This is a genomic window from Paenibacillus amylolyticus, from assembly GCF_050990605.1.
GTDB classification, from domain to species: Bacteria; Bacillota; Bacilli; order Paenibacillales; family Paenibacillaceae; genus Paenibacillus; species Paenibacillus amylolyticus_H.
In genome coordinates, this window is the sequence record NZ_CP158832.1 from 326,409 (window position 1) to 344,559 (window position 18,151).

At 46.5% G+C, this 18,151-nt stretch carries 14 protein-coding genes; 7 read left to right on the top strand and 7 right to left on the bottom strand.

Annotation, left to right across the window (positions count from 1 at the left end):
• Positions 1–85: 85 nt before the first annotated feature.
• The 6 genes from ABTV53_RS01565 to ABTV53_RS01590 all read left to right on the top strand — a co-directional run bounded on the left by ABTV53_RS01565 (position 86) and on the right by ABTV53_RS01590 (position 8,269).
• The gene (locus tag ABTV53_RS01565; RefSeq protein ID WP_433749851.1) at positions 86–268 is read left to right on the top strand and encodes a type A2 lanthipeptide; all 183 of its coding nucleotides are present in this window, start codon (positions 86–88) and stop codon (positions 266–268) included.
• A gap of 101 nt (positions 269–369) precedes the next feature.
• Positions 370–3,720: a type 2 lanthipeptide synthetase LanM family protein gene (locus ABTV53_RS01570; protein WP_433749854.1), complete on the top strand. Its 3,351-nt coding sequence runs from the start codon at positions 370–372 to the stop codon at positions 3,718–3,720.
• On the top strand, positions 3,713–5,932 hold the full coding sequence (locus ABTV53_RS01575) for a peptidase domain-containing ABC transporter (RefSeq protein WP_433749856.1): 2,220 nt from the start codon (positions 3,713–3,715) through the stop codon (positions 5,930–5,932). The genes ABTV53_RS01570 and ABTV53_RS01575 overlap by 8 nt, the downstream gene beginning before the upstream one ends.
• A gap of 381 nt (positions 5,933–6,313) precedes the next feature.
• Entirely contained in the window at positions 6,314–6,595 is a 282-nt protein-coding gene (locus ABTV53_RS01580) for a hypothetical protein (RefSeq protein WP_433749859.1), read from the top strand.
• 15 nt (positions 6,596–6,610) lie between these two features.
• On the top strand, positions 6,611–7,945 hold the full coding sequence (locus ABTV53_RS01585; protein ID WP_433749862.1) for a lipase family protein: 1,335 nt from the start codon (positions 6,611–6,613) through the stop codon (positions 7,943–7,945).
• A gap of 51 nt (positions 7,946–7,996) precedes the next feature.
• Positions 7,997–8,269, top strand: coding sequence for a hypothetical protein (locus ABTV53_RS01590; protein ID WP_341131890.1), 273 nt, complete (start codon positions 7,997–7,999; stop codon positions 8,267–8,269).
• Positions 8,270–8,411: 142 nt separating this feature from the next.
• On the opposite strand, the gene ABTV53_RS01595 is transcribed toward ABTV53_RS01590, so the two are convergent.
• The 4 genes from ABTV53_RS01595 to ABTV53_RS01610 all read right to left on the bottom strand — a co-directional run bounded on the left by ABTV53_RS01595 (position 8,412) and on the right by ABTV53_RS01610 (position 12,701).
• Entirely contained in the window at positions 8,412–9,188 is a 777-nt protein-coding gene (locus ABTV53_RS01595) for a YcnI family copper-binding membrane protein (protein ID WP_433749865.1), read from the bottom strand.
• Positions 9,189–9,243: 55 nt separating this feature from the next.
• Positions 9,244–10,959: a copper resistance CopC/CopD family protein gene (locus tag ABTV53_RS01600; RefSeq protein WP_433749868.1), complete on the bottom strand. Its 1,716-nt coding sequence runs from the start codon at positions 10,957–10,959 to the stop codon at positions 9,244–9,246.
• A gap of 253 nt (positions 10,960–11,212) precedes the next feature.
• On the bottom strand, positions 11,213–11,869 hold the full coding sequence (locus tag ABTV53_RS01605; RefSeq protein ID WP_017691021.1) for a response regulator: 657 nt from the start codon (positions 11,867–11,869) through the stop codon (positions 11,213–11,215).
• Position 11,870: 1 nt separating this feature from the next.
• The gene (locus ABTV53_RS01610; RefSeq protein WP_433749871.1) at positions 11,871–12,701 is read right to left on the bottom strand and encodes a sensor histidine kinase; all 831 of its coding nucleotides are present in this window, start codon (positions 12,699–12,701) and stop codon (positions 11,871–11,873) included.
• A 304-nt stretch (positions 12,702–13,005) separates the two neighbouring features.
• Here ABTV53_RS01610 and ABTV53_RS01615 point away from each other — a divergent pair, with 304 nt between their 5' ends.
• A complete protein-coding gene (locus ABTV53_RS01615; protein ID WP_017691019.1) occupies positions 13,006–13,173 on the top strand; it encodes a hypothetical protein in 168 nt (55 codons plus the stop codon).
• Positions 13,174–13,309: 136 nt separating this feature from the next.
• On the opposite strand, the gene ABTV53_RS01620 is transcribed toward ABTV53_RS01615, so the two are convergent.
• The 3 genes from ABTV53_RS01620 to ABTV53_RS01630 all read right to left on the bottom strand — a co-directional run bounded on the left by ABTV53_RS01620 (position 13,310) and on the right by ABTV53_RS01630 (position 17,892).
• A complete protein-coding gene (locus ABTV53_RS01620; RefSeq protein ID WP_433749874.1) occupies positions 13,310–15,142 on the bottom strand; it encodes a bifunctional diguanylate cyclase/phosphohydrolase in 1,833 nt (610 codons plus the stop codon).
• Positions 15,143–15,638: 496 nt separating this feature from the next.
• A complete protein-coding gene (locus ABTV53_RS01625; RefSeq protein ID WP_433754003.1) occupies positions 15,639–16,229 on the bottom strand; it encodes a DUF5317 domain-containing protein in 591 nt (196 codons plus the stop codon).
• Positions 16,230–16,470: 241 nt separating this feature from the next.
• Positions 16,471–17,892: a hypothetical protein gene (locus ABTV53_RS01630; RefSeq protein ID WP_433749877.1), complete on the bottom strand. Its 1,422-nt coding sequence runs from the start codon at positions 17,890–17,892 to the stop codon at positions 16,471–16,473.
• Between the last annotated feature and the right edge of the window lie 259 nt (positions 17,893–18,151).

Sequence of the window (18,151 nt, forward strand, 5' to 3'; positions counted from 1 at the left end):
ACATTATCCTGCGGTTGAGTTCAACATTGGTGTTTAGCTTTTTATAAGCTATACATATAAAAAAATTCGAATGGAGGTTTTTTCAATGAAACAATTCAATCTCGAAGCATTGCGAGCAATCGAGGACATCAGTGATGACGAGCTTATGGTCATTACAGGGGCGGTATCTGTAATTGATGCTGAAGCTAGCGGCGGTGTATTCTGTACGGTAAGTCATGAATGTCATTATAATTCGGTTTCGCCTTCTTCCTGGCTTACTTGTTGTTAAATTTTGCTCTCATCTTCAAGCACATAGCTGATTTCAGTTATGTGCTTGATTTTTTTATGTGAGATTTTGGACACCAAACCATCCAATGTAAGGGAGATGAAATGATGGTCATACAGGAGCGGTTACATGACTCCCGCTGGAGTGACGCACTCTACTTAACAGAGAAATACAAACAGTTTGTGCAACGATATACTGCACAACTTCCCAACGTTCCGAATGTGGACATGCCTGTAGAGCAAACGGATTCAGGAAGAATGCATCAATGGCTTGACAAGTTTTTTCAGGACCAGGAGCAATTGTCCAATCGCTTCCGGGCTGAATCCATGAATGTGGATACGGTGCAAGCTATGTTTAATGATGCAGGTTTTATGTACGACTTTGCTGAAATGACCTGGCATCAGGAACTCCGCAGAACATTTCTTGAGAATGAGCATGTGGAGATCGGAAACTTTATTGAGGGCGATACGGATGAAATTCCGTTCTTTGAGTTTTCCAAACCCTTTCTTCAACGATCCATTCAGATCATGACCGAAGGCCTGAATGAAGGATATGACTGGTTGAACAAACGGCGTGTTACAGGGCTTGTTCTGAAGACGGTCTCGGATAAAGTTTTCCACATGTCTGCCAAGACACTAATCTATGAGTTAAACAAAGCGAGATTACAAGATGAATTGAGAGGTGAGGATTCCCGGCAGCGGTATCAGCACTTTGTGAGCCAGAACATCCAGTCCAGAGAACAGATTCTCGCCTTACTGCTGGAATATCCTGTTCTTGCCCGAGGACTTGTTGAGCATACTCTTCGGATCAGCCTGAATATGATGCGTGTTCTGGAACGCCTGACGAAAGATCGTCGTGAACTGGAGTCCTTTTTTGGTTTCGAGCTGGATAAGCTGGAGGATATCATATTTCTCGGGGATTCCCACAATGGAGGAGCCAGTGTATTGCGGTTGACATTTGCAGGAGGGGCCAATGTCATGTACAAACCAAGGAACATGGCTATCGACACCGCTTTTTCCAGATTGTTGCAATGGTTTAACGAACAGCAAATTGGATTGCCTTTCCGGATTGCCAAATCGCTGGATCGCTCCGAATATGGCTGGCAGCAGTTCATTCCGTATGAGGAAGTCACCAGTCTGGAGGCAGCGGAACGTTTTTTTGAACGGCAGGGGCAGTATCTTGCTATTCTGTATGCCGTTAACGCAACGGACATGCATATGGAGAACATCGTTGCCCAAGGTGAGCATCCATTCTTTGTCGATCTGGAATCATTGCTTCACAATCAGCCCTTCAAATATGCGGAGGAGAAGGAATACTATACGGCGCTGGAGAAGACCCTTTCGATATTGAATGATTCTGTGTTAAAAACGAGCATGCTGCCCACGCTGGACTCCAATGCCTTGTATCACAGTGATCTAAGTGGGCTTGCGGGGGACGTAGATCAGGTACTCAATACGTATGAAATTCACGATAAGAATACAGATACTATGAGAATACAAAGAAGCAAAGTAAGTGTGAGTCGGTTCAGTCATTTGCCTTCATATGAACAGACCCCCATCAAACCTGAACGATATATCCAAAGTTTGAAGAAGGGATTCTATCTTGTATACAACGCCATCATGGAGCAAAAGGAGTCATTTATCTCCATCGTTTGCAATTACTTTTATGGTTGTGCTGTACGAACGATCGTTCGTCCGACTGTTACATACTTTACGCTGATTGAAGCCAGCTCCCATCCCAAATATCTCAGAAACGGGCTGGATAAGAGCTTGTTGTTCGACATGATGTGGATGATTGTACGACAGGATCGTATGCGTGAAAAGCTCGTGAAATATGAATGCTACGATCTATTGCACGGAGACGTACCTATGTTCCAGACCTGTATCGGCCAGGACATGTTGTTTCACCACCACGACAACCAAGCCATTGCCGGTGTATTTTCCTCTGATATTTTAACGCAGACTGCGGATAAAGTGCGGGCAATGAACCCAAAAGACATGGACATGCAGTGGGAATTTACCGAAAGGACACTCCAGACCAAGTATGTGCTGGAACGTTCATTCGCTATGGAGAAGAGTACCGCAAGTGTGCAACCGGCACAGTTGAGTGAACTTCCAATACCCATGACGAAAGAAGAATATTTGTATGAAGCCGTAAGGATCGGGGATTACATAAAGGATATTGCCATTATGGGAGATGAAGGTCTTTCGGTGTCATGGATCAGTATGGGTATGGACGCAGACGAGAAGTTAATCTACAAATCTTCGGAGTTGGGGTTATATAACGGGGTAACGGGCATTGCCTATTTCTATCTGTATCTGAGTCAGGAGACAGGTGACCACAAATATATGCAGATGGTTCATCTGTGTATTCAAACAGCCTGGGAAATGATTCGTAAAAAAATCGATAGAAACATCTCATTGTTCACTGGCTATGGATCACTTCTCTATTTACTGGTTCATAAAGCCAACGTATGTTCCGAACCGGGGATTAACCCGGATACGCTGGAATTGCTCGATATCCTGGATGATATGATTGATAATGATCAGCAATTGGATGTGATCTCAGGTTGTGCAGGTACATTGATGGCTTGTGTGGACATGTATATGAACTTTCAATCGCAGAAAGCGCTGGGCGTGGCTGTGCGATGCGGAGATCGTTTGCTGAAGCTTGCGCAGCCGATGGATCAAGGTATGGCTTGGGTGACGTCAGCGATTAATAAAACGCCACTTAGCGGCATTGCACATGGGAACGCAGGCATCTGTCTGAGTTTGGCCCGTCTATACAGTGCTACAGGCAACAAAGCCTATCTTGAAACCTGTATGGAAGGACTGAAGTATGAGGAAGCCCTCTACAGTCCTGAAGTGAACAATTGGAAAGATCTGCGGTTCACCGATGGCAGCATGCCGGAAGAACATTATGTTATGTACTGGTGTAATGGCGCACCTGGTCTAGGGATCGCCCGTATAGGATTAGCGCAGCAATTGAGGCCATTAGGAGCTATGGATACGGTTGAGAAGGATATCCGCAGAGCGTTAGCCAAGACGATGGAAGAAGGGTTTACAGAAGTTAGCTATTCGCTCTGCCATGGGGATATGGGCAATCTGGAGTTGTTCCTGCTCGCAGCCGAATATTTGCAGGATGAAGAGTTGAAGGAGTACTCAGTTCAGATGGCAAATTACATTGTGACACAGGTGAGAAATGATAACCATCATTGGAGATGTGGCATTCCAGGTCGTCAGCAAATCCCAGGACTGATGCTAGGGCTTGCCGGCATTGGATATCAATTGCTCCGACTTTACAATCGTGACCTGCCTTCAGTACTTATGATGGAGGGACCAAAAGGCAAGGAAGTAAGGGATATGGCGCAGACATACGCTATGGAAATGGCGTCCGCTCAGCAGCAGATGGATACTATGGAACAGTCTCCCCACATGGGGCAGCATTATGCCTGAACGGCCTGTATTCCGTCTGCGCGGAAAGAGACAACGCAAAGTCCCTGTCAAACTGCAAATGAATCAATATGATTGTGGTCCGAGTTGCTTACATATGTTACTCGCATATCACGGCTACGAAGCGGATTTCACGGATCTGAAGGAACGTTTTGCGATGCTGGGGAACGGTCGGGATGGCAGTTCCATGCTCAAAATGAAAGAGGTTGCCCAGACCTATCATTTGAAAGGGGTAGCCAAAAAAGCGCCTGTTGAAACACTTAACAATGACTTTTTGCCAGTCATTTGTTTCTGGGAAGACAGCCATTTTGTCGTGCTTGAGCGGATCAAGACGGGTGGTCAGTACATTATTGTCGATCCGGCTTTGGGCAGGATGGTTATCAGTACGCAGGAGTTTGCGGAGAAATATTCAGGTATTTTTTTGCTCGTATATCCGGATGAGGGCTTTGTACCTTTGTCCGAGAAAAAGATTAGTAAAGTGGCGTACTTCAAGGATTTGATTCGCAGTAACAAAAAATATTTTGGTTGGACCATTCTACTTGCTCTGGGGTTGCAATTGGTTTCGGTGGCTTTTCCGTTCCTGATGCAAGTTTCAATTGATGCGGCCACTAGCGGGGAGGGTTACTCGTTATTTCCTGTCCTAATCACTAGCATTGTGCTGTTAACCCTGTTTCAGATCGGCTTCAGTTATATGAAGGATATGTGCATTGTACGGCTTCAGGAATTGCTGGATTCCCAACTGACGACAAACTTTGTCTCACATATGCTCAGACTGCCTTATCAATATTTCGAAATTCGTTCACGTGGGGATCTGATGCTGCGAATTAATAGCAACACAACGATTCGGGAAATTTTGTCCCAGAAGATGATCTCTACGCTGATCAATCTATTTTTAATTGTTGTTACATTCACATATATTATAATCCAGTCCCGTTTGATCGCTTTCACACTGCTTGGTGTAGGGCTGATACAAATTCTTGTTTTTGTATACACACGCAGCAGATTCAAGAAGCTGACACAAACTCAGATTGTCGCCCAAAGTCTGGCTGGATCATTCATGACGGAAGTATTGGAAGGCATCTCGACCATCAAATCACTAGGAATTGAAGAGCGTACCGCGGAGAAATGGAGAGCGCTATTCAAGCGTCAACTCGCAACAGTCAAGGAAAAAGCGATTTTTCAGACGAGAGTGAATACCGTGACCAACACGCTGAACTTTATGACTCCGATGCTCATTCTACTGGTGGGATTATATCAGATTATGCAGGGGAATATGACCCTCGGCATGCTCGTTTCATTCCAGTCTCTTGCCGCGTTGTTTCTGGGGCCGTTGAACTCGCTTGCGTTGATGCTCAATGAGTTCGTGATGGCGGATGCGTTACTGGATCGAATCTATGATGTCATTCAAGCCGAGGAGAGTAATAAATTCAAGAAAAAATCAACGCCACCCCTTCATGGTGTGAAGCTGAATGGGGATATTACGATTGATCAGATCAGCTTCAGGTATACGGACTATGGTGAAGATGTGCTTAAAAATATCAATATTGCAATCAAAGCAGGGCAAAGGGTCGCTCTGGTTGGCAAATCAGGATCAGGAAAGAGCACCTTGGCAAAATTGCTGGTAGGGCTGTACACTCCTACCCAGGGCAATATCTATTTTGACGGGATGAATGTAGAAGAACTGGAACAGCAGGATATTCGCAGCCAGATCAGTATTGTGCTTCAGGATAACTTTGTTTTTAACAATACTGTTCATGAAAACATTAGGCTGCACGCAGCGGATTCAACGCTGGAGGATGTGGTGATCGCAGCGAAGCTGGCTGATATTCATGCCGATATTGAGAAGATGCCAATGAAATATAATACACTGATCTCTGAGGCGGGATCGAATCTGTCTGGAGGGCAGAAGCAACGGGTAGCTCTGGCACGAGCATTGGTGAGTAGACCCAAAGTTCTTCTGTTGGATGAGGCAACCAGTGCTTTGGATACCGTTACAGAGGCGACCATTGCCCATAATCTGAACATGTTGAAATGTACCCAGATTATCATTGCCCACAGGCTAAGTACGATCCGTAGCGCGGACACCATATATGTACTGGATCAAGGTGAACTCGTTGATGCTGGAACACATGATGAATTGATTGGGCGGTGTAAACCCTACAATGATCTCGTGTGTGAACAACTGGACGAAACCGGGGCCAGACAGTATGGATGAGTCTAGTGAGAATGATGTTGACGGAAGACAAAGGGCATTCTTTTCTACACAATATGTGTTGAAGAGAATGCTTTTTTGTTATATATGGAAAGCCGAGAAGCTAAAACTGATGCAAGAATTAGGAAAGTGGGTAATGTACACCAAAGTGGCCTATTTGAATCATATAGGAAGAAAGTTACATGAAAACGATCCTGTTAGCCGATATGGCTCATGTTGATTTTGTACTATGATGCAGGTAACAGATGAATAGGGTGGACTTCACATCTAGTGAACGCCCCGATTCTACCAAGAGGAGGGATCTGTATTAAACGTGCAGGATGGTTGAAGGGTTTATTCACACTAATGATGGTGTTGACTATATTTCTGGGAGGTTGTCAGAACATGAATGCAAGTGAGAAGGAAGCGCTATATCAAGAAGCTGAAACAACCGTAATTCAGCACTTCAAACAGAAGTTTGAACTGGATGTTGTGATTACAAGCAAAGAGTTGTTGCCGGAAATGGCAGTGTCCCAGATTGGGCTGAAAGGCCATGTGAAAGATCATGAAGATCAGAGCTTTGGCATTTCGTATGACTACAAAAAGAAGGTAACCAAGAACCTGGTCATTAGCCCTGAGATTGAAGAAGCGATGATGGCCAAGGGACATGATCCATACAAAAAATAAAAGGAGGTGTAGTTATTGAGTAACGGGTCCAACATTGATGATGAAACGTATAAAACGATGTCTGATCTGGCCTACCAGGATCAAAAGGCTGGAGACAAATTAACGGAACTTCCCGGATGGGAGGTCCTTGAGGGGACGGAAAGTAACAAATTTTCCGGTTTTGATGCTGTAACATTTTATAATCCCGAGACCAAGGAAGCTGTCATTGCTTATCGTGGTACAGAAGGAAGTGCGTCTCTGGATCGCTCTGTACCTGACTTTGTCATGGATGGCCGCATTGGGGGCGGAGAATTGATTCGTAAGGGCCAACAGGAGGCCGGGAATTTTGTCAATAATCTTACGCCGGATTGGCTCGACAAAGGGGTCGAAGGTGTTAAAGACTTCACGGGCATATCCAAAGTGGAGGATTGGGCTGGTGACAGGGTAAGAGACGTGGAGAACTGGACGGGTGATCGTGTAAAGGATATTGAAAAAACCGTTTCCCCTACAGGCTGGGCCAATCAGATGTATCAATCCGAAGACTACGCAAATCACATGCAGAACAAGCATAAGGATCTGAATTTCTCGATGACCGGACATTCCTTGGGCGGGGGAAATGCACAATATGCATCTGCTTATACAGGAATTCCAGCCGTGACGTTCAGTGCACCATCGGTAATGGGTAATTTGACGCCAGAAATGCGGCGCCGGGCTGAATCGGGTGAGTTTGACGGGCAGGTTGTGAACTATGCCAATCCCAGTGATCTGGTAGCCAGCGGAACATTGGGAGGATATGACCGGCATGTAGGATCGACCTTCTACATTAATTCCAATTATGAGGATGCAAATGATGGAGTGGGCATTATCGATAAGGCCAAGAACTCATTTGGTGGGGAAAACTATCACAGTCTGGATCAATATGATTTCAAAAATGGTTACATATCCAATGACCTGTACGATCCGATTACGGGAGAGAGAATCCGCTATTCACCGCGCCTTATGGATCACATGGGACCATTCGGCAAGAACTTTGGTCCGTTAGGTTCCAAGTCTGGCGGCGGTATGGCTCTTGGGGCAGGAGCTTCCGGCTTGATTCAGGTAACGCCAGAAGAACTGAAAAGTGTAGCCTCCCGGTGGAAGCAAAATGCACAGCAATGCAACGCTGAGCTGAATCAGGTACGAAGCCGCATGGCTCAATACCTGCATACAAGCCGTAGTCGCAGGCTGGAGCCCATTGTCACCCAACTGGACGCATCGATTCAAGAACTTAGCACATGGCATATGAAACATACCAGCCAGTTCCTGAACTTTATCGATGAGAAAGCAGATGCCTTCCGGCAGGCGGACGAGAGTCCGGTTCATTTTAATTAGGAATCAGGTTGGTTAATGTCGCTATCACGTACATGGGGGAGGGGAACGCAAGTGGGTGGACAATTGCTGGTGGAATTGAATGATCTTCGAATTGCGGAAAAAGAACTGACACAGCTGCTTGCCCGTCTGCAAGCCGATGAACAGGAAGCGAGGGCGCTATACAGTCGCCTGAACGATTGGAAAGGGCAGTCTGCTGATTATACAAGGCAGCAGATCGAAGAGTTTTTTGCGGGCCTGTCCAGACGGATTCAATCCATCGAACAGCAGAAGAAAAGCTTGCTGCAATATATCGAAATTATGATCCAGACGGATCAGGAACGCTAGCTAAAGAATGGTTTGGCTGATGCCATATTGCGGATGGCATTCAGCATGAATAGACCAAAAGAAGCCTATGGTACATCGGGGTTGATCCCGTATACCATAGGCTTCTTTGCGATTTCAAGTTAGTGTATGCTGCAAATCGTTCTTAACGTTTTTTGCGACGCGTCGCCAGAGCGATTCCCAAGAAGGACAGAATCAGGGCCAGGATGGATACGATCAACGTTGCTTGTTGAAGCTTCAATGTACCCGGGTCTGTATCCGTGTTGTTTGGCTCACCTGTAACGGTGTCATTGAGTGCATCGCCCAGCGTGGTGTCATCGTTTGCTTTGCTATCGTCGTTAGCTGCATTATCTCCAGTTGCGCCTTCATTACCTGCACTATCATGCCCTTCATTGGCATGACCTCCACCTGCCGCAGCATTACCAGCAGCAGCCGGATCTTCACTAATCGTCGTAATACTGTGCGGGTTGGCGTCACTTGGTTGGCCTGTCCATTCTACGATACTACCATCACTGTAGTATTGGAACGCATCCCAAGCCACTTCGGCTTCAGCCTTAGGATTCTGTACTACAAAGTTGAACTGCTGGAATTGTCCTGCGAGAATACCTTCGTTATCGCCGTCAACTTCCCATGTGATCGATGTAACTTCATTGGAATCGTTCTTCTCTGTGGTGATTTTCCAGCCTGCCAGTGGTTGATATTGCTTGAATGCAACACCCTCCGGAACTTTCATGGTGATTTTGGTTGTAGGCAGTTCTTTCTCGGATGGAATCTTAATCGTGTACGTCTGCCATGCGCTTGTCTGTGCAACGGATGGGCTAACGGTAACGTGAGCGCTCGCGAATCCGGCGAATAACATGAATGCTGCAGTACCTGTTGCGATAGTGGATGTTAGTTTGGAAATCCATGATGTTTTCTTCAAAATAAATAACCCCTCTCAGTTCTTATCATATATGATGCAATATAAACTTGTGTAACTATGGCTTGGCGGTGTCGATCTCAAATTCGGCATCCAGTGCATCCAGCGATTTGGTCAGAAGATGTACCTTGATATTCCAACGTCCAGGCATGGAGATGTAATCTTCGGCCTTGTACACACCGGTGTCATTTTTCGGAATGGTAATCTCATAGATCCCCATATCCATGTCCAGATGTGTGAGTGACAGGGTGATCTGTTCCAGATCATTAACGGTACTGCCGTCTGCACGTTTGACGTCCACTTCGAATTGGTTCTCTCCCGTCACATTGGGACTCACCTGAAGTGTGATCGACGAGCCATCTTCTGTAGTCTTTGTTTCCTGAAACGGTCCGACCGCTGCTGGTTGTCCCGGAGACAGATGTGTCAGCACGGCAGCCAGAGCGAGAATCACAGCACCAGTAGCGAGCTCGGCTTTCAGGCTGCCGGATAATCTGCTTCCTGTTGCTGCTCTTGCCAATCTGGCATGACGCCATGCGAAGAGAACCATCACAATCAGCAGGACGATCTTGCCGATCAGGACAAGACCATAGGCTGTAGTGAACAAGGAGGTCAGCACAGGTTCTGGTAGAATAATCAGACTGCTGTATATCCCTGTAGCAACCAGAGCGGCTACGGCGCCAATTCCCCAAGCGGTAAACCTGCGAATAGCAACCCAGTAGACTTCTCCTCGCACCTTCGAAGGCAGCTTATCCGCCAGTGGAGGCAGACATATCGCCATCGCAGTTAATGCACCAATCCAGAAAGCGGCACCGATCAGGTGCACGAAGTCCATGGCAATCGCGAGAGCACGTTGATCCGCCGCAGCCGGATGTCCCGTCATGGCATGAGTGAACAGCCATCCAAGCACAAGCACGAGTGACCCGTAAGAAGACCAGATGCGAGCACGGAGGGATCGATCGCGATCATATCCGGAGAGAATCGTGACGGCCAGCAGCATGACAATAAGTATCTGTAACATCCAGATCTGACCAAAGGATGTCAGCTTGAGCGCACTTCCGATCAGTCCCCAGCTAAGTTCGTTCAGAGCCACGCCAGATTCATATAACGTGTTCAATGGCAGGCTGACCAGAGCGGCGAAGGAAGCGGCAGCATAGCTAATCCATAACAATCTGTAGCTACCCGGAACGTCCATAGGTTCTCTTGTCATGGATGTTGGTGCGATTCGCAGCAGCAAGAATGCGAGTGTCCCCAGGATGACAGACAATCCGAGATACTGAATCCAGTCTGTCAGGGATACGATCCATTTCAGCGGCCCACCTGTAGAACCGGAACCGGATGTGAGATCACTGAGTCCGGCAGGAGAACCAGACGGTTCTCCGATATGGAAAACATAGGCGCCTTGAATCGGGTGCCCATCGGCAGATACCGCTTTCCAGTTGACGGCATAAGTGCCGTTCCCGAGTCCGGCCTGCAGGCCAGTCTCCAGAATATGAGGGCGATCCGCATCAATCTGTACATTTCCATCGTCTGCCTGATTTCCGTCAGGACCGGTAACTTTGATATCATAAAAGGCCGTCTGCAAGGACTCGTTGAACTCCAGCGTCAGCCGCTCTGGAGCGGTTACGAGTCTCTCGTTCTCTCCTGGCGAAGCCTTAACAATATAAGCGTGGGCAGATGCCCACTGTGGCATAACAAGGCAGCACACGAGCAACAGGCTGGTGACCAATGCCCAGTGCCGTTTGCCCCATTTCAGGGTAAAGCTTGTCAAAATCAAAAAAATCATCACCCTCAGGTTATAGATTTGTAGTCATTTTTGGCCCTTTATACACAAATCTATCCCATTATAACTTTGTCCAAAATGACTGCGTATGACTACATTGGGCTATAAAAAAACGATTTGGTCTTCATAATTGTGACAAAAGCATGAATGTGTGTGGTGCAGAGCACCCATCTCGTCTTATGTTACAAATCTCATATTGGTGTGCGATACGTTCGTGCTACCATTCACATATTGCTACGAAGCTACGCTATTTGCGAAGTTTACGTCCTGCAAGCCCGCTCTCTAGGGCGTAGCGGGTGAGTTGTACCCGATTTTCAAGCTGCAGCTTTTGCAAAATGTTTTTCAAATGATTCTTCACCGTCTGGTCTGAAATGCCGAGTTGATCGGCGATCTCCCGATTGGTATATCCTGCGGATACCCATTGCAATATCTCAAGTTCCCGCGCCGTTAGCGGGTTATCTTGCACATCTTCACTGCGTGGTGCGGGAAACTCCTGCAAAATCCGGTAGGCCAGTTCCTTGCTGAGTGGTGCATCGTCGCTGACGATGGCACGCAGGTATTCAAGCCAGGTAGAAGGCGTTAGATTTTTGAGCAAGTATCCTTGAGCACCTTGTTTGAGTGCTTCGAACAGAAAGGTTACATCATCAGACACCGTGACCATAACAACAATAACATAGGGGAAACGGAGTTTGATCTGTCGAGTGGCTTCCAGCCCATCCATGTCTGGCATCTGCACGTCCATCAGGATCAGGTCAGGCATCCATTGTCCGGTTAGCTCCAACGCTTCCTGTCCATTTGAGGCTGTACCAATCACTTCAAACAGACTATCCTCGGATAAAATGCTACAGATTGCTTCACGCGCATGCGCATGATCATCAACAACCAATACACGTACATGTTCCATGTTAAGCATGCTCCTTTCCAATTGTCATTCGGGTATGCCCCGGTCTGGAATCGAGGGTAAACGACCAACCCATCTCTGCAGCGCGTTCCTTCGTAATTCGCAGTCCGTACCGATCCTTTAGATGGAGAGGATCTTCACTTAGTCCATTCCCATTATCCTGAATATAAATAAACCAGGCAATCGGGTTACCCTCCGCGTGAACCTGAACGCGGGTAGCCTGCGCATGTTTGCGTACGTTCAGTAAACCCTCCCGGATACAGGCCAGCAGTTCCACTTGTTCCTTGGCAGACAAGGTTACACCACTGAGTTCCCAATGAATCTGTGCACCAGGTACTGTTTCCTTCACGAGCACTTCGACCTGCGCATGCAGTGAGATAATCTCAGGTGTTGCGGTAGAGGAAGGAACAAAACGCAGCTGGGCAATGGCTTGCCTTACATATGTATTGACTTCATGCACGGTTTTTTGAATCTCCTGGATCTCATGCTCATGCCCGCTCCCTCTCAGACTACGGCCTGCTTTATCCGTCTTCACTGACAATAGGAAAAGAGATTGAGCTATGCCGTCGTGAAGTTCCCGTGCCAATTGGTCACGAGCTTCCAGGGCTGCTTTTGCTGCACGTTCCTGCTCCAGAGCAGCCCTGGCACCTTCGAGCATGTGGAATAATCGGCTGAGCAGTGTCACGCTGACGAGGTAAACGATGACTGGCGTTAACCAGTTACCGGCGTCCATCGAAAGGTACGGCATCAGAAACTGATGGCGAATATATTCCCAGATGCCAACCGTAAATGTGGGGATCAACAGAATCATCCATTTTATTTGTTTATATGACATGAAAGCAGAACTCCTTTGATCTAGGATTAGCTTAATGAGGTACTTTATTTATACAGGGATGGGACCATTATAACGCAAGCTTGTCCAAGACCCTAGTCTGTGTCTTTGGAGAAAGCTGGGGAGGATCAGGGAGTATTTAGAAGGATATCTAAGAACGACAAGGGGTGAAATGTTGTCACGCTAGGTGAGGGTTGGTGTGACCAGCTGAGGAAGGCTGAGTCCGTTTTCCCTATCGGAGAAGGTCCTCTATACTTATATAGAACGTGAATTCATTACAAAACATGTTAAGGAGTGAAGCAACAACATGAGTCAAGAAGTATTGGAACGTCGCAGTGAATTGCTCAAAAAGAACATTCACCAGATGCTTGTTCAAGACAATCAGCACGGTATCAGTCGCCAAGACAACATGTTTTTGCAGCAGATGATTAAAGAGCTGCATCAGACCTCACATGAACTGAATACCAAATCTTAATGTAGAATCTGCACGAGAATGAAGTTGTCTGGTGTACGATTCATTCCATGATGAAAATGAAAATGGCGCTATCTCCGATCAGACCGGGGATAGCGCTTTGACTTTTTAAGAACATATAGCAGAAGCTTCGTTCATCTTACGGTAACTGTTGCTGAGCGGTTCGTTTCTCAATATATCGAATGAATAACTCGGCAAGCTCCGGATCGAACTGTGAACCCGAACATGCGCGCAGCTCCCGAATGGCTTCTTCCACGTTCTTGGTCTCCTGATACGGCCGCTCTGTCGTCATGGCATCAAAGGAGTCAATGACGGTCAGCATCCGGCAGAGCCGGGGAATCTCTTTACCCTTCAGGCCGTAAGGATAGCCTTTGCCATCATAGCGCTCGTGGTGAAGTTCAATGTACGGAATCAGATCAGCGAAGCGATCGTTCGTAATCACCATTTTTTTACCCCAGGTGACATGTCCTTTGATCGTTTCCCATTCTTCTGCGGTGAGCTTGTCCTTCTTGTTCAGAATGGACCAGGGAATCTCCAGTTTACCGATGTCATGAATCAGTGCTCCCAGCACAAAACGACGTTTTTCTGCATTGTCCAGTTCGAGCAATTCACTGATATCGAGTGCATATTTGTAGACCCGTTTGGAATGTTTAAACGTATCCATATCCTTGTATCTGAACAGATTAAGCTGCTGCTCGATGTCACGAACGTCCTGTACCAGGTCAATCTCATGTTCCATGCCATCATTGCTGCCGTGACGATGCACGTTGTTCTTGCCCTGTTTCTTCGCATAATACAGTGCTTTATCCGCCTGATCCACGAGTTGGGATTTGTTATACATATCCACCTGATATGGGGCGACGCCACCCGAGAAGGAGAGACAACCGTGCGGAAACACTTCAACGCCTTCAAACGGCGTGTCATTTAGTTGTTTGCGCAGCTTGTTCATGAACCTGTAGGATTCGTCCAACTCCATGCCGGGCATGAGCAGAGTGAACTCTTCCCCTCCATAACGAAAGGCAGTAACAGGTGTACCTTCCGTCTTTCGCATCAGAAAATCTCCCAGCAGAGCCAGCAGACTGTCACCTTGGAGGTGGCCAAACCGATCGTTATACTTTTTGAAATCATCGATATCAATAAGTCCCAGACAGAGTGGTGTTCCCTGCGTACGAGCGGTAGACAGTTCACTTTCCAGCATGCTTTCAAAATAACTGTGGTTGAACAGGCCTGTGCGTTGATCCGTGTTAGCCTTCTCCTCAATCCTCTGATACATGACAAACAACTGCTTGAATGCATGGGAGAGCAGAATACTTAGACTCAGATACAACAACAGACCGAGCACGCCATTGTGCACAACCAGAATCGTCAGGACAAGCGCCAAAATCAGCGTACATAAATATACCAGCAGGGATTCGGTAACAAATGCCCGCTTCATCTGCTGTAATGCATCCTTCGTTGAGAAATGAAAGAATAAGCCAAGTGTGATCGTGTTGATGATGAAGTAGGCTGCGAGCGCTGCAAAATAAGGAAGCAGATTATAGCCATCCAAAGTTCCCGATTGCCCGCCAGTCCACTCAAACACGGCAGCTGCTCCCGTAATCATGAGGCTGTAGATGCTGAAATTGACAATGTGTTTCCACCAGGTGAGCTTGCGCTCTTTGATTAACAGGATGATGGAGACAGGAAGCAGTACGGATAAACTGAATGCTCCGCCAAACATGAAGATGCAGGCAAGGTATACCGATGAATCCATGGATTGCTGATTGCCTTTGGGTGGAATCTGAAACGTGAAATAATCCAGAATTAACGCCGCACCCAGCATGGTATAGACCATGACCCAATCCGCCGTGGTTAGATGAAGGTAAGACCACTTGTTCATGTACAGAAAGACACCGATCCCGGTACAACTAAGCAAAATAACATACAGACTGCTTCGATCTGCCTTATGGATAAGGTTACGAATAAAGTTCATAAAAAATCTCCTGCTTGGTTTAGTCTACTCTTGATGTGTATATAAATTGAGCTGATGGGTATTAACACTTACACTTCGATGACAGAACAACCTTCCGATCGCTGTTATCCCCAGATTTTTTGATTACTTTTCCAAAAGGGAAAATCCCGGGATAAAGGCGAACACTTCGCTTCTTCAGGTTATTTCTGTCCTCTCCGTTCTCGTGTAAATGTTCAGTTCAATATATAATTGGTGTTCTCGTATAGGGATATACTATATAGATGTATAACATACCAAGTTGCCTGCCAAAAATCCAGAAAGAAAAAACAGGCCGCTAGGAGCCTGTTTGTCTTGTTTGGCGGTATGGATACTAGCCGCCCAGCTTGTATCCCGAAGTTAATGCTACAACGACAGAAGCCACGATGATTGCGTTGATGACAATGCGGGAATATTTCACACCTTCAAATTTTTTCATGGAGAAGACCTCCCTTCCTTGGAGTCTACCTGCTAAAACTCATCAAGCCTGATGAGTTTTAGCAGGTTGCACAGCCTTTTTGTCCCGATTCACCATCATGTACTGGATAAAAAGGAATATGCCGACGTTCATGACCACATCACCGATGCTGATGACTTGAGTCCGTGGATAAGGGCTGGAGAGTGGGATGATATCACCGAGAAAAGTCAAATGTGTAGAAGCATCCATCATAAAATGCTTTGATACGGCGCCGCCTTCCCGGAGCATGTCTACATAGTAGGGTCCCAACACAGCAGAAGCTTCTACAGAAACGGGCATGCGCCCACCATTTACAGCCATCACGGCAAAATTGAGAAACACCCCAATCCAGATGAGCATGAAACCGGTATGGTTCCTGTTGAGCCACAAAAATGCGAGTCCTGTAATGTAGACGGCAGCAAAGAGATAACCATTAATGGATGCCACCCATTCGAATCGTTCCTGCAGATAGAAAATAAAGAACTGGATTAGCAGCAATACAGGGAAAATCCAGCCACTTCGCAACTTGAGTGCTGCAAACTGGTTGAGCCCATGCCGCAACCCGCCCCGAAAAAATCCAACGATCAAGCCGAGTAAAATACCGTCATATACCATAAGTAACTCCTGTTCGTGCGGAGATGTGCAATAGGATTGCGTGTTTGTGTACATAAAGGATTCGACCTGATATTGGTAATTCCTGCATGAGAAACATGATTTTTTAGAAGAAATTTGAAAAATGCTGAACAAAAAACCGTCTTTACGAACCAGGGGGTCGAAATCCCTGTGAAGTTCAGTAAAGACGGTTACTTATAATGGCAAAAAGTGAGCTTTAATTCGGTTTGAAATAGAGATTATTTTATTCGGAACCACCGTTCAGATAATTGAAGAAAGGCTGGTCCACCCAGAAGTCATATGTCGTAATGTCCGCATCAGGAGCGAGTTTCAGGAAACCTTCCCGAATGGTTTTGGCATTTTCCTTCAGGGAGAAGGACTGAGCATAGTAATGGCCAAGCGCAATCTTATTATTGGAAATGACCGGATAGTTGGCCAATGCCGTTGGTGAGTAATATAGCGGTTGCCACCAGGAACTGAGAATCAATGGTGATGTACTGTCACTGTTCTTCTTGGCATATTTCAGAACAATATCATTAAAGCGGACTTTGTCTGCCACATTGTTGAACTCGAACTGAATATCATATTCCTTCGCAGAAGCAATATAGTTGCCGTTCTCGATCTGTGTCACTTTATAGTCTGGCGTTTCCTTCGGCTCGCCCCATTCCTTCAAATAAATGAAGGCAGATGTCTTCGGCTGGAATTGTACATCGGCGTCAATGCCTTCGCTACGCAGTAAACCAACCAGCTGTACAGCATGTTGGATATTATCGTGACCGTAGGTAAGTGTCAGTTCATCGATAAAGTTGGAGTCAAAGCGGCTATCCTTCAGATTGTAACCTGTTACGAGATCATCTCGCAGGGCCTGATCCACAATCTTTCTCAGCTCGGGTGATTCAATCAGATCCGCTGTGCGATATGCAGCATACAGTTTGGAGTAGATGTCCGCATCGCCGGAACGCCCAATCTCATGTTTGTAGTTCCCTTGACTGACCAGGACGCGTCCAAGCAAAGTATTAGCCAAATCTTTACTTGCTACGCCACCCTTAAGGAGAGCGGGGTAGAGGCTCTCAGGAATCAGGCCTGTATCAATCGCTGCAGCCAGTTCCTGTGCGGCTTGTCCCTGAACACGGTTCGGGCTAATGCCAACTTTGGCAAGTGCTTTGGCCGTTTTCTCTGTGGGATATGTATAAGCGAGTTCCTTGAATCCGGCTGCTTTCACCGCGATGAAGACGGCAGCATAAGTGCTCAGCTGATCCTTGGCACGTACTTCTGTACCCGTAAGAACCCCATTATTGAATAAGGATACGGCAGCATCGTAGGAAGAATCACCAGAAGACAGATCAGTAAAGACTGGAGTTGTGGCTTCACTGTCACTTGCTTGAGTTGCTTCCGTGATGGCTGCAATGGCTTGAATGAAATCACCTTTGGTCATCTGTTGTGGCAATTGAATGTTGTATTTCGCTTGCAAGAATTGAGCAAAATCCGCTGCGCTTTCCGTGTAAGCGACTGGCGCCTGAGCTACCGGTCCTTTGACACTTTGTGAAGTGGTTGGTTTAGCCGGAGTTGCAGATGCTGCAGAAGCAGAAGCTGGCAAGCTTAGGCTGCCGAGTGTTACCGGAGCGGCGAGTAGGGCCGCCAACGTGATCTGGGTGATTTTTTTCAAATGAATAGCCTCCTTAAAATGGGTTGGAAAATGATCAGCTTTTGGGTTATAATTCTGACAATTCCTATCAGAATATAATAATTGGATTGACTTTAGCACGGAGACGCGCTTGATGTCAACGGAAAAAAAGCTTGCTATAAAGCGGTTTCCAAAGCTTGGTAGAAAGTAAATCATCAAATATATTCTAATTGAGTGTATACGCTCAAAGATTTATTGACAAGGATCGACAGTATCCGCTAGGATAAGAAAAAAGAATGTT